This window comes from Mycolicibacterium anyangense, from assembly GCF_010731855.1.
GTDB classification, from domain to species: Bacteria; Actinomycetota; Actinomycetes; order Mycobacteriales; family Mycobacteriaceae; genus Mycobacterium; species Mycobacterium anyangense.
Window position 1 is genome coordinate 3,214,020 of sequence record NZ_AP022620.1, and the last position, 20,493, is coordinate 3,234,512.

The 20,493-nt window shown below is 67.8% G+C and carries 20 protein-coding genes and 1 riboswitch; of the genes, 9 read left to right on the plus strand and 11 right to left on the minus strand.

Going from position 1 to position 20,493, the window contains the following annotated elements:
• Positions 1-42: 42 nt before the first annotated feature.
• Positions 43-453 carry a cold-shock protein gene (locus tag G6N35_RS15055; protein ID WP_163807695.1) on the minus strand — a complete coding sequence of 137 codons (411 nt, stop codon included), beginning with the start codon at positions 451-453 and terminating at the stop codon, positions 43-45.
• Between the two features lie 144 nt (positions 454-597).
• Between G6N35_RS15055 and G6N35_RS15060 the strand changes: the two genes are divergently transcribed.
• The 4 genes from G6N35_RS15060 (at position 598) to G6N35_RS15075 (ending at position 3,945) form a co-directional block, all read left to right on the plus strand.
• On the plus strand, positions 598-990 hold the full coding sequence (locus tag G6N35_RS15060) for a YccF domain-containing protein (RefSeq protein WP_163804980.1): 393 nt from the start codon (positions 598-600) through the stop codon (positions 988-990).
• On the plus strand, positions 987-2,051 hold the full coding sequence (gene moaA / locus G6N35_RS15065; protein WP_163804981.1) for a GTP 3',8-cyclase MoaA: 1,065 nt from the start codon (positions 987-989) through the stop codon (positions 2,049-2,051). Before G6N35_RS15060 ends, moaA begins: the two co-directional genes overlap by 4 nt.
• 1 nt (position 2,052) lies before the next feature.
• Positions 2,053-2,331 (plus strand): MoaD/ThiS family protein, encoded by a 279-nt coding sequence (locus tag G6N35_RS15070; protein ID WP_163804982.1) that lies wholly within the window; start codon positions 2,053-2,055, stop codon positions 2,329-2,331.
• A gap of 217 nt (positions 2,332-2,548) precedes the next feature.
• A riboswitch (cyclic di-AMP (ydaO/yuaA leader) is annotated at positions 2,549-2,763 on the plus strand.
• A gap of 9 nt (positions 2,764-2,772) precedes the next feature.
• Positions 2,773-3,945, plus strand: a complete 1,173-nt coding sequence (locus tag G6N35_RS15075; RefSeq protein ID WP_163804983.1) for a transglycosylase family protein — start codon at positions 2,773-2,775, stop codon at positions 3,943-3,945.
• Between the two features lie 3 nt (positions 3,946-3,948).
• Here G6N35_RS15075 and G6N35_RS15080 read toward each other — a convergent pair whose 3' ends face one another.
• The 4 genes from G6N35_RS15080 to G6N35_RS15095 are packed head-to-tail and all read right to left on the minus strand — an operon-like array spanning position 3,949 to position 5,523.
• Positions 3,949-4,374 (minus strand): molybdenum cofactor biosynthesis protein MoaE, encoded by a 426-nt coding sequence (locus tag G6N35_RS15080; RefSeq protein ID WP_163804984.1) that lies wholly within the window; start codon positions 4,372-4,374, stop codon positions 3,949-3,951.
• Positions 4,371-4,850, minus strand: coding sequence for a MogA/MoaB family molybdenum cofactor biosynthesis protein (locus tag G6N35_RS15085; protein WP_163804985.1), 480 nt, complete (start codon positions 4,848-4,850; stop codon positions 4,371-4,373). Before G6N35_RS15085 ends, G6N35_RS15080 begins: the two co-directional genes overlap by 4 nt.
• Positions 4,847-5,335: a cyclic pyranopterin monophosphate synthase MoaC gene (gene moaC / locus G6N35_RS15090; RefSeq protein WP_407664551.1), complete on the minus strand. Its 489-nt coding sequence runs from the start codon at positions 5,333-5,335 to the stop codon at positions 4,847-4,849. Before moaC ends, G6N35_RS15085 begins: the two co-directional genes overlap by 4 nt.
• A 2-nt stretch (positions 5,336-5,337) precedes the next feature.
• Positions 5,338-5,523 carry a hypothetical protein gene (locus G6N35_RS15095; protein ID WP_246224321.1) on the minus strand — a complete coding sequence of 62 codons (186 nt, stop codon included), beginning with the start codon at positions 5,521-5,523 and terminating at the stop codon, positions 5,338-5,340.
• Positions 5,524-5,588: 65 nt separating this feature from the next.
• On the opposite strand from G6N35_RS15095, the gene G6N35_RS15100 reads away from it, so the two are divergent.
• From G6N35_RS15100 to G6N35_RS15110, 3 genes are all read left to right on the plus strand, one after another.
• Positions 5,589-7,847 (plus strand): helicase-associated domain-containing protein, encoded by a 2,259-nt coding sequence (locus G6N35_RS15100; protein ID WP_163804986.1) that lies wholly within the window; start codon positions 5,589-5,591, stop codon positions 7,845-7,847.
• A gap of 42 nt (positions 7,848-7,889) precedes the next feature.
• Positions 7,890-9,539, plus strand: coding sequence for a DNA repair helicase XPB (locus tag G6N35_RS15105; RefSeq protein ID WP_163804987.1), 1,650 nt, complete (start codon positions 7,890-7,892; stop codon positions 9,537-9,539).
• A 94-nt stretch (positions 9,540-9,633) separates the two neighbouring features.
• Positions 9,634-11,400, plus strand: a complete 1,767-nt coding sequence (locus G6N35_RS15110) for a PE-PPE domain-containing protein (RefSeq protein ID WP_163804988.1) — start codon at positions 9,634-9,636, stop codon at positions 11,398-11,400.
• Between the two features lie 7 nt (positions 11,401-11,407).
• Here the strand turns inward: G6N35_RS15110 and G6N35_RS15115 are convergent, their stop codons facing one another.
• From G6N35_RS15115 to G6N35_RS15125, 3 genes are all read right to left on the minus strand, one after another.
• Positions 11,408-12,397 (minus strand): LLM class F420-dependent oxidoreductase, encoded by a 990-nt coding sequence (locus G6N35_RS15115; protein WP_163804989.1) that lies wholly within the window; start codon positions 12,395-12,397, stop codon positions 11,408-11,410.
• Positions 12,398-12,478: 81 nt separating this feature from the next.
• Positions 12,479-14,617: a 3-hydroxyacyl-CoA dehydrogenase NAD-binding domain-containing protein gene (locus G6N35_RS15120; protein WP_163804990.1), complete on the minus strand. Its 2,139-nt coding sequence runs from the start codon at positions 14,615-14,617 to the stop codon at positions 12,479-12,481.
• A gap of 9 nt (positions 14,618-14,626) precedes the next feature.
• On the minus strand, positions 14,627-15,838 hold the full coding sequence (locus G6N35_RS15125) for an acetyl-CoA C-acetyltransferase (protein WP_163804991.1): 1,212 nt from the start codon (positions 15,836-15,838) through the stop codon (positions 14,627-14,629).
• A 159-nt stretch (positions 15,839-15,997) separates the two neighbouring features.
• Between G6N35_RS15125 and G6N35_RS15130 the strand changes: the two genes are divergently transcribed.
• Positions 15,998-17,167: a pyridoxal phosphate-dependent aminotransferase gene (locus tag G6N35_RS15130; RefSeq protein WP_163804992.1), complete on the plus strand. Its 1,170-nt coding sequence runs from the start codon at positions 15,998-16,000 to the stop codon at positions 17,165-17,167.
• On the opposite strand, the gene G6N35_RS15135 is transcribed toward G6N35_RS15130, so the two are convergent.
• The gene (locus G6N35_RS15135) at positions 17,139-17,585 is read right to left on the minus strand and encodes an SRPBCC family protein (RefSeq protein ID WP_163804993.1); all 447 of its coding nucleotides are present in this window, start codon (positions 17,583-17,585) and stop codon (positions 17,139-17,141) included. The two genes, G6N35_RS15130 and G6N35_RS15135, sit on opposite strands and share 29 nt — an antisense overlap.
• Before the next feature lie 211 nt (positions 17,586-17,796).
• On the opposite strand from G6N35_RS15135, the gene G6N35_RS15140 reads away from it, so the two are divergent.
• Positions 17,797-18,864 (plus strand): ATP-grasp domain-containing protein, encoded by a 1,068-nt coding sequence (locus tag G6N35_RS15140; protein WP_163804994.1) that lies wholly within the window; start codon positions 17,797-17,799, stop codon positions 18,862-18,864.
• 38 nt (positions 18,865-18,902) lie between these two features.
• Here the strand turns inward: G6N35_RS15140 and G6N35_RS15145 are convergent, their stop codons facing one another.
• Positions 18,903-19,985, minus strand: coding sequence for a CaiB/BaiF CoA transferase family protein (locus tag G6N35_RS15145; protein ID WP_163804995.1), 1,083 nt, complete (start codon positions 19,983-19,985; stop codon positions 18,903-18,905).
• Between the two features lie 14 nt (positions 19,986-19,999).
• Positions 20,000-20,443, minus strand: a complete 444-nt coding sequence (locus tag G6N35_RS15150; RefSeq protein ID WP_163804996.1) for an SRPBCC family protein — start codon at positions 20,441-20,443, stop codon at positions 20,000-20,002.
• Positions 20,444-20,493 lie beyond the last annotated feature (50 nt).

The following is a 20,493-nucleotide window of genomic DNA, read 5'->3' on the forward strand; positions in this document are numbered from 1 at the left end:
TCCCTACTTCGGGGACCGTGAAGCGACGGTGAACGAGCGCGCTCAGGCGTCGAGTTCGCGGGCGACGGCCTTGACCACCTCGGAGACCCGGCGGGCCACCTTACGGTCGGGGTAGCGGCCCTTACGCAGTTCCGGCTGTACGGCACCCTCGAGCAGGGTGATCATGTCCTCGACCATTCCGTGCAACTCGTCGGGCGAGTGCTTGCGCTCGACCGGCGCGGCCTCGCGGCGGGTGCGGGTGATGCTCGGCGGCGGGTCGATCAGCTTGACGCTCAATGCCTGTGGGCCGCGCCGGCCGGAAGCCACCCCGAACTCCACCTTCTGACCCGCCTTGAGACCCTCCACGCCCTCCGGCAGCGCCGAGGCACGCACGTAGACGTCCTCGCCTTCCTCCTGGGACAGGAAGCCGAAGCCCTTCTCGGCGTCGTACCACTTCACCTTGCCGGTCGGCACTGGTCTCACCTGCTCTGTCTAACGGGTCCGTGACAACATGAAGCGTCCCGCGGGTGCAGGACGCGTGTGGGTGATCCTACTCGGGGAACAGTCGGCCGAGCACCCCTGTTTAGTAGGTAGGCTGGCCTAACCCCTGGAGGAGACATGCGCCTGGTCCTGAACGTCATCTGGCTGCTGTTCGGCGGGTTGTGGCTGGCGCTCGGGTACGCGCTCGCGGCGGTGGTCTGCTTCCTCCTCATCATCACCATCCCGTTCGGGTTCGCCTCGCTGCGCATCGCCTCCTATGCGCTGTGGCCGTTCGGCCGCACCATCGTGGAGAAGCCGGGCCCGCGGCCGGGCGCCCTGATCGGCAATGTCATCTGGATCCTGCTGTTCGGTCTGTGGCTGGCCATCGGCCACATCGTCAGCGCCGTGGCCATGGCCATCACCATCGTCGGAATCCCGCTGGCGTTGGCCAACCTCAAACTCGTCCCGGTCTCGCTGGTTCCCCTCGGCAAGGAGATCGTGCCGGTCGACAGCGTCCAGGCAGCCGTATGACGGACACCATGCTCGGCCTGCCGTCGATCCGTCGCACCGCCACCGGATCTGCCGAGGGCATGCCCACCCGCGGCCCGCTGATCGATACGTTCGGCCGGGCGGCGACCGATCTGCGAGTGTCGCTGACCGACCGGTGCAACCTGCGCTGTACCTATTGCATGCCCGCCGAAGGCCTGGACTGGCTGCCGGCCGACGACCTGCTGACCCGCGACGAACTGGCCCGGCTGCTGGCCCTGGCGGTGACCCGGCTCGGCATCACCAACATCCGCTTCACCGGCGGTGAGCCGCTGCTCTACAAGGGCCTCGAAGAGATCGTCGCCGCCACGGCTGCGCTGCGGCCCCGGCCGGAGATCGCGCTGACCACCAACGGCATCGGGCTGGCGCGCCGCGCCGAGGGGCTGGCAGCCGCCGGCCTGGACCGGGTCAACGTCTCGCTGGACACCGTCGACGCGCAGCGGTTCTCGGCGATCACCCGGCGCGATCGGCTCGATGACGTGCTCGCCGGGCTGGCCGCCGCGGCGGCCGCCGGCCTGCGGCCAGTGAAGGTCAACGCCGTGCTGGACCCGCAATCGGGTCTGGCCGACGCCGTCGAGCTGCTCACGTACTGCCTCAGGTTCGGCTACCAGCTGCGGATCATCGAGCAGATGCCACTCGACGCGGGCCACAGCTGGCAGCGCGATGCCACGCTGAGCGCCGACCAGATCTACGCAGCGTTGGCGGCCCGGTTCACCCTGACCCTCGATCCCGCACCGCGTGGCTCGGCGCCGGCGCAGCTGTGGCGGGTCGGCGGCGGCGAGGCGACCGTCGGCATCATCGCGTCGGTGTCTCACGCGTTCTGCTCGGCCTGTGACCGCACCCGGTTGACCGCGGACGGGCAGGTCCGCAGTTGCCTGTTCGCCACCGAGGAGACCGATCTTCGCGCACTGCTGCGGGGCGGCGCCGACGATGACGCGCTCGAGTCGGCCTGGCGCGCGGCGATGTGGCGCAAGGCTGCCGGCCACGGCATCAACGACCCCGGGTTCGTTCAGCCGCAGCGGCCGATGAGCGCGATCGGCGGCTGAGGTGGCTGGTGTATCCGAGGTTTCGCGGCCGGTCGAGGTGACCGTTCGCTTCTTTGCGGCGGCCAGGGCGGCGGCTGGCACGGAAAGCGACCAACTCGCCCTGCCATCGGGCGCGACGGTGGCCGATGTGATCAACGAACTCTGTTGCCGCAGTGACGACTTAGCACGCGTGTTGCAGCGGTGCTCCTATCTGTGCGACGGCGTGGCAGTCCGAAATAAGGCCGCCGGACTGCGATCCGGGCAGACAGTCGACGTCCTACCCCCATTCGCGGGCGGATGATCGTGATTTGCATCACATCACGATCAGGTCACGAGATGGCCAAACCGGGGGGAAGTGCCTGATTCAGCAGGGACAACGTCCCGATGTCATGGGCATTTAGACCTTTATTAAGATTTGCCAGTAGCAGAAACGCCTGTTTTTGCAAAAGGTGACGACTCTCTCCACAGCCATTACCGTTCCTCAACAGGTCAGCCCCCTCAACCAGGGCAGGCCCTCTCCGCACCTAGCGCCGAGCTCCATCCGAGGAGCGGAGGGACCAACGAGATCCATGGATGGAGGCGGGGGACCCAACCGGTCCACCGAGATCGACCCGGAGCCGCCCGCGGCTCCTTGGGGTGAAGCCGAGGCCGTTCCACCCGGAACGCCGAGGCCGGGCAACCTCTCCAGCCCGAACCCGACAGCTGACCTCGCAGGCGTGTTTAGAGAGGAACTAACCGACCTATGAGTGGACGGCATCGCAAGCCCACCTCCTCGTCCATCAGCGTCGCCAAGATTGCATTCACCGGGGCCGTCATCGGCGGCGGCAGCATTGCGCTTGCCGGCCAGGCACAGGCCGCCCCCGACTCCGAATGGGATCAGGTAGCGCGCTGCGAATCCGGCGGCAACTGGGCCATCAACACCGGCAACGGCTACCAGGGTGGTCTGCAGTTCTCCCCCGGCACCTGGGCGGCCCACGGCGGCACCCAGTACGCGCCCGCCGCGAACATGGCCAGCAAGGATCAGCAGATCGCGATCGCCGAGCATGTGCTGGCGACCCAGGGCAAGGGTGCCTGGCCGGTGTGCGGCCGCGGGCTGTCCGGTGCGACACCGCGCAACGTGGTCAACGACCCCGCCCCTGCCGCCCCGGCTCCGGCAGCTCCGCTGGACGCTCCGCTGCCCGATGCTCCCGTCGATGCCGCCCCGCTGGACGCACCCCTGCCCGCTGCCCCCGCGCCGGCCCCTGACGCACCCGCCCTCGACGCACCCGCTCCCGACGCGCCTGCCCCGGCACCCGCGCCGCAGCTCGAGGTCATCGATGTCTCCCAGCAGCAGGGTGCGCCGGCCTCCGACGCCGTCGCCGCCCAGCCTGTCATCGACACCTCGCTGCAGACTCCGGTCGTGGCGGCCCCGGCGAATGCCGACGAGCAGACCGTCGTCGTGCAGGCCGCGTCCATCCACTCCGTGCCGCTGGCTCCGGCCGACCCGTCGGTTCCGCCGGTGCTGCCGACCACTCCGGCCCCCGCTCCGGCCGACCCGGCCGCGGCTCCTGCCCCCGGTCCGGCCAACGGCACCACCGCCGTCGCCTCGGCGCCCGCCGCAGACGGTGCCATCCAGCTGCCCAACGGTGTCCAGCACCTGTCCAGCCCGGACAATCCGCCGCCGGGCACCAGTAGCGAGCCGGTCGGCGATCAGGACGGCCCGAACGTCTCCTACCTCAAGGAGTTGTGGCACGCGGTCCAGACCCAGGAGATCAGCAAGGGTGACGCCCTGCTGGCCCTGGCCCAGCGCCCGATGACCACCCCGGTGACCAACGACCCGTCCATGGGCGCCCCCGGCCCCGCTGCTCCGGCTGACCCGAACGCTCCGGCTCTCGTCCCGGGCGCTCCGGCACCGGCTCCGGCACCCGCCCAGTAGAGCTCAGGCCGAGTTAACCCACTCGTCGGTTCCGTCGACGAAGAACTGGTGCTTCCACACCGGTAATCGCTCTTTGATGGTGTCGACCAGGCGCGCGCACGTTTCGAACGCCGCGCCCCGGTGGTCGGCTGCGACGGCAGCCACCAGGGCGGCGTCACCGATCTGAAGCGCACCAATCCGATGGCTGGCCGCGATGGCGCGGACACCGGTTGCCGTTCCGGCTACCTCTGCCAGCACCTCGAACAGGGTCTGCTCGGCCAGCGGATGCGCCGAGTACTCCAGCCGGACCACGTCCCGGCCGCCGTCGTGGTTGCGAACCACGCCGGCGAACGCGACCACCGCGCCCGCCGCGTCGTTGCCCACCAGTTCCTCGTGTTCGGTCAGCGAGATCGGCCCGTCGACCAGCGCTGCCCGCAGGATGCGTGTCATCGGCTGTGGTCTCCTCCCCCAAGTTGGTCGAGAGCATGGTCGAGGACGTCGGCGAGCACCGAAAGTCCATCCCGCACACCTCCAGTGGAGCCGGGCAGGTTGACCACCAGGGTGCGACCGGCCACCCCGCAGACACCACGGGACAGGATCGAGGTCGGCACATTCGGCAGGCCGGCTCGCCGGATGGCGTCGGCCAGTCCGGGAATCTGGTAGTCCAGCAGGGCGACGGTGACCTCCGGGGTGGCATCGGTCGGCGAGATCCCGGTGCCGCCGGAGGTGATGACAACGTCCACCCCGTCATCGATGGCCGCCCGCAGGGCGTGACCCACTGCGTTGCCATCGACGACCACCACAGCGGCGGGGACGTCGAACCCACGATCGGCGAGCCAGTCCACCAGAATCGGCCCGCAGCGGTCTTCGTAGACCCCTGTGGCGGCGCGGGTGGAGGCGATGACGACGCGGGCGCGGCGGCTCACGGCTGCGGCGTCCAAACGCCCGTCTTACCGCCCTCCTTGCGCAGCACCCGGATCTCCTCGAGGCGTGCGGCCGGGTCGACGGCCTTGATCATGTCGAACACCGTCAGGGCGGCGACGCTGACGGCGGTCAGCGCTTCCATCTCGACGCCGGTGCGGTCAGTAGTGCGCACCGATGCGGTCAGGCCGATCTCGGCAGCCCCGATCGTGAATTCGACGTCGATGCCGGTCAACGCCAGCGGATGGCACAGCGGAATCAGATCGCTGGTGCGCTTGGCGGCCAGGATGCCGGCCACCCGCGCGGTGGCCAGCGCATCTCCCTTGGGCAACCCGCCGGAGGTGATCAGCGCGATCACCTCGGCGGTGGTACGAACGGTTCCTGCTGCAACGGCGCTGCGGACGGTGGATGCCTTGTCAGAGACGTCGACCATATGCGCCGCACCGTGCTCGTCGAGGTGCGACAGGCGGCGCTGCGGTCCGCTGTTCACCGCTATCGGTTGACGACGGTGACCGGGTGCAGGTAGGGCAGGTCAGAGGCCGGCAGCGGGAACGTGACATCACCGAACGGGGACAGTGCACCCACCCGGTCGGACGCCAGTTCGCTCACTGGATGGTCGTCGGGGTCGCGGGTCGGCCAGCCGTTGTCGACATACCGGGTCTTGGTCTTCTCAGCCACGGCATCATTCTGACACTCCTGCGGCGCAGGTGCGCACATAGCCACCTGTTTTAGGCTGGTCATCAATGACAGAACCCTCCGCTCCGGCCGCGCCGCCGCTGGGTGCCTGGCTGGCTGAGCTGTCCGACGAGCGGGTGATCCGCCTGCTGGAACTGCGTCCGGACCTCGCCCAGCCTGCGCCGGGCAGCATCGCGGCCCTGGCTGCCCGGGCCGCAGCCCGGCAGTCGGTGAAGGCCGCCACCGATGAGCTGGACTTCCTGCACTTGGCGGTGCTCGACGCCCTGCTGGTGCTGCATGCCGAGGCTGCGGCCGTGCCGGTGGCCAAACTCCTCGCGCTGATCGGCGACCGCGCCGCCGAGTCCGCCGTGCTGGCCGCCCTCGACGGCCTGCGGGAGCGCGTCCTGGCGTGGGGAGACACCGCAGTGCGGGTCTCGGCGGAGGCTTCCGCGGGCCTGCCCTGGTATCCCGGACAGGCGATTCTCGAAGACACCACCCGGTCGGCCGACGAGATCGCCGCCGCCATCGACGGCCTCGACGAGCCACAGCGCGACTTGGTGGAGCGGCTGGTGACCGGATCGCCGGTGGGCCGTACCCGCGATGCCGCTCCGGGGGCCCCACCGGACCGGCCGGTGCCGCGGTTGCTGGCCGCCGGCCTGTTGCGCCAGCTCGACGAGGACACCGTGATCCTGCCGCGTCAGGTCGGCCAGGTGCTGCGCGGCGAGTTGCCCGGCCCGCGGCACCTCGTGCCACCGGACCCGGTGGTCACCACCACGACCGCGGCCGACGCGGACGCCTCGGCGGCCGGCGAGGTGCTGGACCTGCTCCGCGAGATCGAGCTCGTGCTGGAAACCCTTTCCGCCACACCGGTTCCCGAGCTGCGCAGCGGCGGCCTCGGCGTGCGCGAGGCGAAGAAGCTGACCAAGCTGACCGGTATCGACGAACAGCGGCTCGGCCTCATCCTCGAGGTGTCGGCCGCAGCCGGGCTGATCGCCAGTGGCACGCCGGACCCGGAGCCGCCGGACGGCGCGGGCCTGTATTGGGCGCCGACGGTAGCCGCCGACCGGTTCCTGGAAACGGCGACCGCCGAGCGCTGGTACCTGCTGGCCAGCACCTGGCTGGATCTGCCGGCCCGGCCGGGTCTGATCGGCAGCCGCGGCCAGGACGGCAAACCCTATGCCGCACTGTCGGATTCGCTGTACTCGACCGCGGCACCGCTGGATCGCCGGCTGCTGCTCGGCGCGCTGGCCGATCTTTCCCCCGGTGCGGGCGTGGACGCCGAACACGCCTCGGAGTTGCTGATCTGGCTCCGGCCACGGTGGGCGGCACGCCTGCAGCCCGACCCGGTAGCCCACCTGCTCGACGAGGCCCACTCGCTCGGTTTTGTCGGCCGCGGCGCCCTGAGCACACCGGCGCGCGCGCTGCTGAGTCGCGGCGAGAAGGCCGCGATCGAGGCGATGGCCACCGTGCTGCCCGCACCGATCGACCACTTCCTGCTCCAGGCCGACCTGACAGTGGTGGTCCCCGGTCCGCTGCAACGCGAACTGGCCGACGAACTGGCCGCCGTGGCCACCGTCGAATCAGCAGGTGCGGCGATGGTCTACCGGGTCAGCGAGCAGTCGATCCGGCACGCACTGGACACCGGCCGCACCGCAGGCGCCCTGCACACCTTCTTCGAGAGTCATTCCAAAACCCCTGTCCCCCAAGGGCTTACCTATCTGATCAATGACGTAGCCCGCCGGCACGGCCAGCTGCGGGTGGGGATGGCGTCGTCGTTCGTCCGCTGCGAGGACCCTGCGTTGCTCGCCAGCGCGGTAGCCGCCCCAGCCCTGGCGCACCTGGAGGTGCGGCTGCTGGCTCCGACGGTCGCGGTATCCCAGGCACCCATCAACGAGATGCTGGCCGGGTTGCGCGCGGCCGGCTTCGCCCCCGCCGCCGAGGACTCGACGGGCGCGATCGTCGACATCCGCCAGCGCGGCGCACGGGTGCCCGCGCCGCAGCAGCGCCGGGTGTTCCGGTCGCTGCCCAAGCCGAGCGCCGAAACGCTGGCCGCGGTGGTCGGGATGCTGCGCCGGGTGGACTCGCTGCCGTTCGCCAACGTGCGCCTCGACCCGGCCGTCGCGATGGCGCTGTTGCAGCAGGCCGCCGTCGAACACAAGGACGTGGTGATCGGTTACGTCGACGCCGCCGGGGTGGCCACCCAGCGGGTGGTGCGCCCGTTGGGCGTCAACGGCGGGCAGTTGGTGGCCTGGGACGAGACGCAGGGACGGCCGCGGGAGTTCGCCGTGCATCGCGTCACATCGGTGATGTCGGCGGACGCCGGATAATGGAGTCATGACCTTCCCTCAAGAAGCGAAGGCGGATCGCCCATGAGCGACGGCCCCCTGATCGTGCAGTCCGACAAGACGGTGCTGCTCGAGGTCGACCATGAGCAGGCCGGCGCCGCACGTGCGGCCATCGCCCCGTTCGCCGAACTCGAACGCGCACCCGAGCACGTCCACACCTATCGCATCACCCCACTGGCCTTGTGGAACGCCCGTGCAGCCGGCCACGACGCCGAGCAGGTGGTCGACGCCCTGGTCAGCTTCTCCCGCTACGCCGTGCCGCAGCCGCTGCTGGTCGACATCGTCGACACGATGGCCCGCTACGGCCGCCTGCAACTGGTCAAGCATCCGGCGCACGGCCTGACGCTGGTCAGCCTGGACCGGGCGGTGCTCGAAGAGGTCCTGCGCAACAAGAAGATCACCCCGATGCTGGGTGCCCGCCTCGACGACGACACCGTCATCGTGCATCCCAGCGAGCGCGGCCGGGTCAAGCAGATGCTGCTCAAGATCGGCTGGCCTGCCGAGGACCTGGCCGGCTATGTCAACGGCGAGGCCCACCCGATCACCCTGGAGCAGGACGGCTGGGAGCTGCGTGACTACCAGGAGATGGCGGCCGAGTCGTTCTGGGCCGGCGGCTCGGGTGTGGTGGTCCTGCCGTGTGGTGCGGGTAAGACGCTGGTCGGCGCCGCGGCGATGGCCAAGGCGGGCGCGACCACCCTGATCCTGGTCACCAACACCGTCGCGGGACGGCAGTGGAAGCGGGAGCTGATCGCCCGCACCTCGCTGACCGAAGAGGAGATCGGTGAATACTCCGGTGAGCGCAAGGAGATTCGGCCGGTCACCATTGCCACCTACCAGGTGATCACCCGACGCACCAAAGGCGAGTACCGGCACCTGGAGCTGTTCGACAGCCGGGACTGGGGCCTGATCATCTACGACGAGGTGCACCTGCTGCCCGCTCCGGTTTTCCGGATGACCGCGGATCTGCAGTCGCGGCGCCGGCTCGGACTGACGGCCACCTTGATCCGCGAGGACGGCCGCGAAGGCGACGTGTTCAGCCTGATCGGCCCGAAGCGCTACGACGCACCGTGGAAGGACATCGAGGCCCAGGGCTGGATCGCACCCGCCGAATGCGTCGAGGTCCGGGTGACGATGACGGATAACGAGCGCATGCTCTACGCCGTCGCCGAGCCCGAGGAACGCTACAAGCTGTGTTCGACGGCGCACTCGAAGATCGCCGTCGTCAAGTCGATCCTGGCCCGCCATCCCGGCGAGCCGACGCTGGTGATCGGGGCGTATCTGGACCAGCTCGACGAACTCGGCACCCAACTCGACGCGCCGGTGATCCAGGGCTCGACGAAGAACGCCGAGCGCGAGGCGCTGTTCGAGGCGTTCCGCCGCGGTGAGATCAAGACCCTGGTGGTCTCGAAGGTGGCCAACTTCTCGATCGATTTGCCGGAAGCCTCAGTGGCCGTTCAGGTTTCGGGCACCTTCGGATCACGCCAGGAGGAGGCACAGCGGCTGGGCCGGCTGTTGCGCCCCAAGCATGACGGCGGCGGCGCGGTGTTCTATTCGGTGGTCTCCCGCGACAGTCTCGATGCCGAGTACGCCGCGCATCGGCAGCGTTTCCTGGCCGAGCAGGGTTACGGTTACGTCATCACCGACGCCGACGATCTACTCGGCCCGGCGATCTGAGTCCGTTCTCCAACACCCCTGCCATCCGGCGGTGAACGGCGCCCGAGCGGGATAGTCTTCGCACTAATTGTTGGCGTTGTCAATTGGGGGTGCCGTGAGAGCAGCAAGCGTCATCGGTCGGGTCGGTGGTCTGGCGGTCGCCCTGGGGATCGGCGCCGGTATCGGCGCCGCCGCGCTCGGCGGGTCCGCGGTGGCCTGGGCGGATGCTTCGGATTCGTCGGCCGCCCACGCCTCCTCGGCGCGCTCGACGGCCACCCATGCCGGGCCGAAGGCCGCCGCCACGCACAAGGCACAACCGGCCGTCGTCTCCCCCGCTGCCGTCTCCGCGAGGGCCATCTCCGCTCTTCCCGCCAGCGTCACCACCGCCGTCCGGGATTCCTCGAGCGGCGGCAGCCCGGCGGCACCGACCCAACCGGCAACGGACCTGACCGTGCTGGCCTACACCCGGCGCGAGCTCACCAGCACCGCGCACTCCGCGCGCACCACGCTGCCGGCTGCGTCCGCGGCACTGCAAACCCCGACACTGCAGAGCACGGGGGCGCCCGCCGCCGCGGCGCAGAACATCGGGATCATCATGGGGCCCAGCGGCGTGCCGGTGCCCACTGAGAACTACATCCTGAAGGTCTACCAGCTCTATGTTCAGCCCAACAGCCCGAACGGGACCATTCCCATCGAACTCACCACGCCGGAGGGGTTGTACCCCATCACCGGCGTGAAGAGCCTGCCGCTGAACATCTCGGTGACCCAGGGCATCGCGAGCCTGCAGACTCAGATCGACCAGCAGATCGTCCAGCAGAACTCGATGACGATCTTCGGCTACTCACAGAGCGCCATCATCTCGTCGCTCATCATGAACACCGAGCCGACCAGCGAACCGATCAACTTCGTCCTGGTCGGCAACGAGATGAACCCGAACGGCGGCTTCCTGTCCCGGTTCCCCGGCCTGACCCTGCCGAGCCTGGGCCTGACCTTCTACGGCGCCACACCCAACGACCGCTTCCCGGTCGTCAACTACACCCAGGAGTACGACGGCTTCGCCGATTTCCCCAAGTACCCGCTGAACTTCCTGGCCGACCTCAACGCCGGGCTGGGCATCGTGTTCGTCCACACCAAGTACGCCGACCTCACCCAGCAGCAGGTAGATCAGGCCATCCTGTTGCCGAGCAGCTCTCCCACCCAGAAGTACTACATCATCCCGACCCAGAATCTGCCGCTGCTCGAGCCGCTGCGCCTGATACCGCTGATCGGCAATCCGCTGGCCGACCTGCTGCAGCCGGCGTTGAAGGTGATCGTCAACCTCGGCTACGGCAGCGATCCTTACCAGGGCTGGTCGAGCGACGGGTTCGCCGACCAGCTGCACCCGTTCGAATTCCTGCCGAACATCGACGTCGGTGAGGTGGTCGGGGCCCTCGTCGCCGGCGTCCAGCAGGGCATCCACGACTTCGTCGCGGACTTCCAGCCCGGTGGCTCCTTCTGGCAGGAAATGAGTTCCATCCACCTGCCCACCCTCGGCCCGATCGCCCTGCCCACGACACCCGATGGCATCATCACCGCGATCCAGAACGTGACGACCTCGGTGGCGTCGGCGATCTCGAACGCCGCTGCGTCGCTGTATGCGGCACTGCTGCCGACGGCCGACATCGTCAATGCCATCGTGACCATGCTGCCGGCCTACAACGTGACGTTGTTCCTCGACGGCATCCAGCAGGCGATCCACGGCGATCCGATCAACGGACTCCTCAACGCCTTCGGTCGCCCCCTTGCCGCCGATGTCGGGCTGGTGACCACCGCCGGGCTGATCGAGTTCCTGGTCGTCGCCCAGGCCATCGCCGGTGTCTTCGGCGTCCCGGCCAGCACGTAGGGCCGCCTCAGGCGAGAGCGGGGATCACCTCACGCTCGAACAGCTCGATACCGGAGCGGTCGTACGCGGCCTCCGGGAAGTAGCAGATGACGTACTCGCAGCCCAGGTTCCGCAGGTTCGTCAGGCTCTCCACCACCTGCTCAGGCGTGCCGGCCGCCGAACCCGGTGCGCTGAACATCGACAGCATCGCATCGGCGGCGCCGTCGCCACAGCTGCCCGCCAGCCGGTCGCGCACCCGCCCGATCCGCTGCTGCACATCGGACTCGCTGGTGCCAAGGATCGCGTTGACGTTCGCCGACCGCACGATGGCGCCGAAATCGGTGCCGACCTCGCGACAATGCGCCGCGAGGATGTCGGACTTGCTCTTGAACCCTGCAGGCTCGGCGGTGAAGTTGGTGTACTGGGCGTACTTCGCCGCGATCTTCAGCGTCACCTTCTCGCCGCCGCCGGCGATCCACAACGGAATTCCGTTCTGCTGCAACGGCTTCGGCGCCACAATCGCGCCGTCGACCTGGTAGTGCTTGCCCTCGAAGCTCACCCGACCGTCGCGCCAGGCGTCGCGCATGATCTGCACGCCCTCGTCGAGGCGGCCCAGCCGCACCCCGGCTGAGGGGAACCCGTATCCGTAGGCCCGCCATTCGTGCTCGTACCAGCCGCCGCCGATACCCATTTGTACGCGGCCACCGGAGATGATGTCGGTGGTGGCGGCCACCTTGGCCAGGTAGGCCGGGTTGCGGTAGCTGATCGCGGTGCACATCTGACCGAGCTTGATCCGCGAGGTCGTGGCGGCGTAGGCCGCCATCAACGTCCACGCCTCATGGGTGGCCTCGTCGGTGGGCAACGGCACGGTGTGGAAGTGGTCATAGACCCACAGCGAGTCCCACGGCCCATTGTCGGCGTGGGCCGCGAGCCCGCTCATGACCTGCCAATGGTTTTCGGTGGGGATGCCGACCAGATCGAGCCGCCAGCCCTGGGGGATGAAGAGTCCGAAGCGCATGGACTCGACTCTACGGGCGAGCCGCATAACGCAGAAAGTCCCCGAGACAGAGACCGTCTCGGGGACTTCTGCTTGCGCTGTCTAGCTTTCCAGCGAGGCCGGTGGGTTGAACCGCTCGCCGTACTTGGCAGCCAGCTCCTTGGCCCGCGCGACGAACCCGGCCTTGCCACCATGCGGGTAGCCGGTGATCAGCTGCGCGGCGCCACCGGTCCACGGCGGGAAGCCGATGCCCATGATCGAGCCGATGTTGGCGTCGGCCGTCGTGGTGATCACGCCCTCGTCGAAACACTTCTGGGTTTCCAGCGCCTCGGCGAACAGCATGCGGTCGATCATGTCCTGCAACGGAATCTGCGTGCTACCGGAGTTGAACGTCTCGCGCAGGCCGGGCCACAACTGGGTGCGCTTGCCGTCGACGTACTCGTAGAAACCGGCACCGGACAACCGCGACGGACGCCCGATCTCGATCATCTTCTCGACGACCGCCTCAGCCGGATGCCCGGTGTAGGTGCCGCCGGCATCTTCGACACCCTTGCGGGTGGCGACGGCGATCTTGTGCATCAGCTCGAGGTTGAGCTCGTCGGACAGCTGCAACGGCGGGGCCGGGTAGCCGGCCTGGGAACCGGCGTGCTCGATGGACGCCGGCTCGACACCCTCACCGAGCATCGCCAGCGCCTCGTTGACGAAGGTGCCGATGACGCGGCTGGTGTAGAAACCGCGGCTGTCGTTGACCACGATCGGGGTCTTGCCGATGGCCAGGGTGTAATCGAACACCCGGGCCAGCGCCTCGTCAGAGGTCTTCTCGCCCTTGATGATCTCTACGAGCGGCATCTTGTCGACCGGAGAGAAGAAGTGGATGCCGATGAAATCGTCCTGGCGCTTCACGCCGGTCGCCAGTTCGGTGATCGGCAGCGTCGAGGTGTTCGATCCCAGCAGCGCGTTGGGCTCGACGATGTCCTCGATCTCCTGGAACACCTTGTGCTTCAGCTCGACCGACTCGAAGACGGCTTCGATCACGAAGTCGACACCCTTGAAGTCGGCCGCATCGGCGGTCGGGGTGATCCTCGCCAGCAGTGCGTCGGAGCGCTCCTTCGACGTCTTGCCACGCTCGAGAGCCTTGGCCTCCAGCTTCTCTGAGTAGCCCTTGCCCCGCTGCGCCGCCTCGATGGTGACGTCCTTGAGCACCACGTCGAAACCGGCCTTGGCCGAGACGTAGGCGATACCGGCGCCCATCATGCCCGCACCGAGCACACCGATCTTGGTGATCGGGGTCTTGCCGATGCCCTCGGGCCGCGAGCCACCGGAGTTGATGGCCTGCAGGTCGAAGAAGAACGCCTGGATCATGTTCTTGGCGATCGGACCGGTGACCAGGTCGGTGAAGTACCGGCTCTCGATGCGGGTCGCGGTGTCGAAGTCCACCTGGGCACCCTCGACCGCGGCGGCCAGGATGTTGCGCGGCGCGGGCATTGGCGCACCCTTGAGCTGCTTGCGCAGCAGCGACGGAAACGAGGGCAGGATGGCGGCGAATGCCGGGCTGCTCGGAGTTCCGCCGGGCATCTTGTAGCCCTTGGCATCCCACGGCTGCACGTGCGCATCGGGGTTGGCCTTGATCCAGGCCTTGGCGGCGGGCACCAATTCCTCGACGCTGGAGACCAATTCGTCGACCAGCCCGTTGTCCTTGGCTGCCGACGGCTTGAAGCGGGTGCCCTGGCTCAAGACGTTGACGAACGCGTTCTGGATACCGAGCATCCGCACGGTGCGCGCGACGCCGCCGCCACCGGGCAGCAGGCCCAGGGTGACCTCGGGCAGACCGATCTGCACACCCTTGACGTCGGCGACGATGCGGTGGTGAGTGGCCAGCGCGATCTCCAGGCCACCGCCGAGCGCTGCGCCGTTGATGGCGGCCACCACCGGCTTGCCGAAGGTCTCCAGGGTGCGCAGGTCGCGCTTGATGCCCTCGACCTCGTCGAAGATCTCACCGGCGTTCTCCGGGCCGGCCTTGATCATGCTCTTGAGGTCGCCACCGGCGAAGAAGGTCTTCTTACCGCTGGTGATCACCACGCCGGTGATCGAATCCTTCTCGGCCACAAGGCGTTCCACAGCGTTGTGCATGGATTCCTTGTAGTGCTCGTTCATCACGTTGGCCGAGCCGGTCGGATCGTCCAGCGTCAGCGTGACGATGCCGTCGGCATCCTTGTCCCACTGGATGGTGTTCTCTGCCATAGGTTTTCCTTACACTCGCTCGATGATGGTGGCTACGCCCATGCCGCCGCCGATGCACAGCGTGATCAGCGCGCGCTTGGCGCCGCGGCGCTCCAGCTCGTCGACCATGGTTCCGGTGATCATGGCGCCGGTGGCGCCCAGCGGGTGACCCATCGCGATGGCGCCACCATTGACGTTCAGCTTCTCGTTGGGGATGTTGAGGTCCTTCTGGAACTTCAGCACCACCGACGCGAAGGCCTCGTTGAGCTCGAACAGGTCGATGTCGTCGACGGTGAGACCGGCCCGGTCGAGCACCTTGCGGGTAGCCGGAGTGGGCCCCGTCAGCATGATGGTGGCGTCGGCGCCGGTGGTCGCGGTCGCCACGACGCGGGCGCGCGGGGTCAGGCCCTGCGACTTGCCGGCCTTCTCACTACCGACCAGCACCAGGGCGGCGCCGTCGACGATGCCGGAGCTGTTGCCACCGGTGTGGACGTGGTTGATCTTCTCGATCCAGTGGTACTTCTGCAGCGCCACATCGTCGAAACCGGCCATGGCCGCCAGGCCCTCGAAGGCAGGCTTGATCTTGCCCAGGCTCTCCAAAGTGGAGTTGGGCCGCATGTGCTCGTCGTGGTCGAGGATGATCAGACCGTTCTGGTCCTTGACCGGGACCACGGACTTGGCGAAGTAGCCGCCCGACCAGGCCGCCGCGGCGCGCTGCTGGGACTGCAGCGCGTAGGCGTCGACATCGTCGCGGGAGAAGCCCTCGATGGTGGCGATCAGGTCGGCGCCGATGCCCTGCGGGGCGATGTAGTTGTCGTAGGTGAACGGGATGTCGGTGAACATCGCGCCGCCGTCGGAGCCCATCGGGATGCGGCTCATCGACTCGACGCCGCCGGCGATCACCAGATCGTCCCAGCCGGAGCGGACCTTCTGCGCGGCGGTGTTGACGGCTTCCAGGCCGGAGGCGCAGAAGCGGTTGAGCTGCACGCCGCCGACGGTGTCGGGCATACCCGCGGCCAGCACCGCGGTGCGGGCGATATCGCCGCCCTGGTCGCCGACCGGGGAGACGCAGCCCAGGATGACGTCGCTGATCAGGCTCTCATCGAGGTCAGGGAAGCGCGAGCGCAGCTCCTCGATCAGCCCGACGACCAGGCTGAGCGGCTTGACCTCGGTGAGTGAGCCACCACGCTGCTTGCCGCGAGGCGTGCGGATGGCCTCATAGATGAAGGCTTCTTCGGACATGGTGTGTTGCCCCTTCTGTCCTGTTCGGAGTGGGTGGGTCCGGCCCTTCGGAGCGTAGACCTCTGCATTGGCACCCTAACAGCCAGTTCGGCCAACCTGTTGGTTGGGCGCCTGAGCTGGGTTTTCCCCATCGCCGAGGGCTCACTAGGCTCACTGGACATGACGGTTCAGCGGCTGCAGCCCTATGCGGTCAACATCTTCGCCGCCATGTCGGCACTGGCCGCGCGCGTCGGGGCGGTCAACCTCGGCCAGGGCTTCCCCGACGAGGACGGCCCGGCCGCCATGCTCGACGCCGCCCGCCAAGCCATCACCGACGGGGTCAACCAGTACCCGCCCGGTCCGGGCATCCTGGCCCTGCGCCAGGCTGTCGCCGCCCAGCGCCTGCGCCGCTACGGCATGCAGTTCGACCCGGAGACCGAGGTGCTGATCACCGTCGGCGCCTCCGAGGCCATCGCGGCCTCGGTGCTGGGGCTGGTCGAGCCGGGCTCCGACGTCCTGGTGATCGAGCCGGCGTTCGACACCTACGCGCCCGTCATCGCGATGGCGGGCTGCAACCGGGTCACCGTTGCGCTGGTGCCCGACGGCCAAGGTTTCGCGCTCGACGTCGACGCCCTGCGGGCCGCCATCACGCCCCGCACCCGGGCGGTGATCGTCAACTCGCCGCACAATCCGACCGGGATGGTGCTCTCCGATACCGATCTGCGCGCCCTGGCCGGCGTCGCCGTCGAGGCCGACCTGCTGGTGATCAGTGATGAGGTCTACGAGCACCTGGTCTACGACGACACCCGGCACCTGCCGATCGCCACCTACCCCGGCATGGCGGCGCGCACGGTCACGATCTCGAGTGCGGCCAAGATGTTCAACTGCACTGGCTGGAAGATCGGGTGGGCCTGCGGCGCAACCGATCTCATCGCCGGCGTGCGGGCGGCCAAGCAGTACCTCTCCTATGTCGGTGGCGCGCCGTTCCAGCCGGCGGTGGCCTACGCGCTCAACACCGAGGATGCCTGGGTCGACGCGCTGCGCGACTCGCTGCAGGTCAAACGCGACGCACTCGCAGGCGCGCTGACCGACATCGGGTTCGCCGTGCACGACAGCGCAGGCACCTACTTCCTGTGCGCCGATCCGCGCCCACTCGGCTTTTCTGACAGCGCGGCGTTCTGCGCGGAGCTGCCCACCCGCGCCGGGGTGGCGGCGATCCCGATGTCGGCGTTCTGCGACCCGCACTCCGGGCACGCCGAGAAGTGGAATCACTTGGTGCGCTTCGCTTTCTGCAAACGCCAGGAAACTCTCGATGAAGCGATCAGGCGTCTCGCCGTGCTGCGCGCATGACGTAGTGCCGCAGCCCCTCGGTGGCGGCGGCCAGCACCGTCTTCTTGGCGCGCTTGACCAGGAACTCCGGTAACGGCGCGGAGGGCTCCATGGTGATGTCGAAGCGCACCCGGGTCTGCCCGCCTTCGGGATGCAGCGTGTACTCGACGTGCTGGGCGTGCTGTTGGGGGGTGCGGTCGGCGTCCCACACCACCCAGTCGCGGCCCCAGTGGTACTCCAGCATCTCGTGGTCGATCAGTCCGAGGATCTTGACGGTGACCTTGACGTGGTGCGGGCGTCCGTCGGCGTAGCGGTCGACCACGTGGGCGTGCTTGTGTACCGACGACCACGCCGGCACGGCCTCGATGTCGGCGAGCGCGTCGAGGATGACCTCCGGCGAGGCGTCGATCAGGATCTCCCGCGATGCCCGAACCGCCATCTGAGCCACAGTAGCCAGCCCGCGGAGCCTGCGGCGCGATTCTCCGAACCAAGAACCACCAGCACAAAGCATGTCGACGAGCAGAATCTGGTGAGTGCCGCTTACAGTTACCTCCGTGTCCAGACCCAGGCAGCGAAGATCGGATACTTTGCTGCTTGCCTGGAATCCGTCGTTGGCCAGATCAGTGGCTCGATGCCTGTACGACGCCGACATGACCTTCGAGTTGCTCGCGACCAGCCGTTGCCGAGGACTCAGCGCAATGCGCAATTGCACAGATCATGCCAGCGTCGCAGCTAGCGATATCGTGTCGGACAGCACCGAACTCCTCGGTCGATTGCGCGACAGAGTCGCACACACCGATACCGTGATCATTCCCGTCGGAATTCAACCGACCTTGTTCCTCGCTCGTAATGCGGCCGCCCTCCCGCCGCAGAATGTGTTCCCGCTTTCACCAGCCGCGGACCTGGAAGAGCTGAACGACAAGTGGCGTTTCTTCCAGCTGGTACAGCAACTCTCACTACCAACGCCTGCCACTGTCCTCATCTCCAGCGCCGACAACGTGCCGGAACTACCGGCAGGAAAGTTGGTACTGAAGCCAGTACACGGCGAGGGTTCGCTCGGCCTGCGGTTCGCAGACTCCCCCGCCGAAGTCGAATCGGTCATCGGACGAATCGACGCCGCTGGGCTTTTGCCAGTACTGGTTCAGGAATATGTGCCAGGATTCGACCTGACGCTCAGCGTCATCGCACGGGATGGCTCAGTCCTCGGTGGCCGAGTTCAACAGGTCGCGCCGGACAGATCATTGGAGTTCGTGAACCTTCCCTCCGCGATTGGCATGGCGGAGGAAATCGTGAGCGCCAAGTCGGTTCACGGAGTGCTGAGCTTTGACATGCGCGGAACCCCCAGTGAGGGGGGTTTATACCTTACCGAGTGCAATCCGCGGTTATGGGCTTCCTGCCACAAAGCCGCCTATACCGGAATGAACGTCGTCGACATTGGCGTCGGCATGGCCCGCCGCGAGCCGGTCATGATCGAACCGGTCGTACCCACTTCAGTGCTCTCCCCAACGAGTACGGTCACCAGACTTCTCCGTGGCAACTTCGCCTCCGTTAGCCCGGCCTCACGACGATTCGCTCATGCCGAACTGGACAACTGGAGATCGGCCCTGACCTCGATAGTGGAAAAGAGACTCGGGGGTCCCTCAGCCGTTGAACGCGGCGAACTGCTGGAGCGCTGGGTGAGCTTCGATGACGAAGACGGACTGCGGCCTGCTTGGTGACCGCGGCCGGCAACCTCCCCAGGCTCTCATCGCGTTTCTTACCAACCGATGTCGGCGAGATCCGTGGACGCCTGTGGAGGTACGCCGATCGGTCCGGCCTGGCTGCGGGAGAACCGTGGCGCCGGTGCGGCCTGGGTGGTGCCGTCGACGTCCACCAAGGTGCCACGCTCCCGCAGGTGTGCGCTGACGGCCGCTTCGCTCCAGCTGAGCACCGGCGTGACACACGCGTCGGTGCCGGCGAAGATCTCCGTCCACTCGTCGCGGGTCTTGGTCGCGAAGCGCTCGGTGAAGATGCGCGCCATCTCGGCGCGGCCGGCGACATCGGACTGGGCCGGTACGTCGTCCGCCGATAAGCCAAGGCCTACAAGCAATTCCGCGAAAAACTGCGGTTCGATCGAGCCAACCGCCAGATATTTGCCGTCAGCGGTCTCATACGTGCGGTAGTAGGGGCAGCTGCCGTCGAGCAGGAAAGACTCGCGTTCATCGGAGACCCGGCCGGTCGACTTGATGGTCCACATCGCCTGGGCCAGCACGCTGACACCGTCGACCATTGCGGCGTCGACCACCTGCCCCTGACCGGAGCGCTCCCGTTCGTAGAGTGCGGCGACGATGCCCAGCAGCACCAGCATGGATCCGCCGCCGAAGTCGGCGACCAGGTTCAGCGGCACCACCGGCGGCCGGTCGCGGTAGCCGATGGCGTTGAGCGCACCGGTCTGGGACAGGTAGTTGATGTCGTGGCCGGCCGTGGCGGCCAGCGGCCCGTGCTGGCCCCAGCCGGTCATCCGGGCGAACACCAGTCGTGGGTTGACCGCGGCGCACTCGTCCGGTCCGATCCCGAGCCGCTCGCAGGTGCCGGGGCGGAAACAGTCCAACAGCACGTCGGCCCCGGCCACCAAGTCCAGCAACTCCTGGCGCTGCGACTTCATGTCCAGATCGACCACCCGTTTGCCGCGGTGGAACAGGTCGATGCTCTCGGCGGGCATCGCCATGCCGCCGCTGGGGCGGCGCACCCGCACGACGTCGGCCCCGAGGTCGGCCAGCATCATGCCGGCGTGCGGTCCCGGCCCGATCCCGCCGAGTTCGATCACTCTGACCCCGGCCAGTGGCCCCGTGTTCGTCACGCAAACACGCTAACTCAGCCGCCGTTCTTGACCTTCAGGACCTGTTTGCGCAGCCCGTCGGTGGCGGTCTCCATCGCGCCCTTCATCGTTCGCTTGAGCAGGAAGCCCGGGATGGGTACCGACGGGTCAACGGTGATCTCGAAGCGAACCCTGGTCTTCTCGCCGTCCGGGGTCAGTGTGTACGAGGCATCCTGCGACCGCAGCTGGCCAGCCTTGACCAGGGTCCAGCTGGCACCGCTGTCAGTCCAGGTGTACTCGACGATCTGCTCGTCGGTCAGGCCGGCGGCCTTGATCTTCATCTTGACCTGCCGCGGCCGGCCATTGTCGTAGCTGTCGAGCACCTCGGCGCTCTGGTACTGCGGTGACCAGGTCGGTGTCGATTCGACGTCGGCGATCACGTCGAGGATCTCCTCGGGTGTCGCTTCGATGGTCACTTCCCGCGAATCGTTGACTGCCATGGCGTGACCATAGCGACACGGCGTCACCCGTGGACCGGTTTGGCCATCGG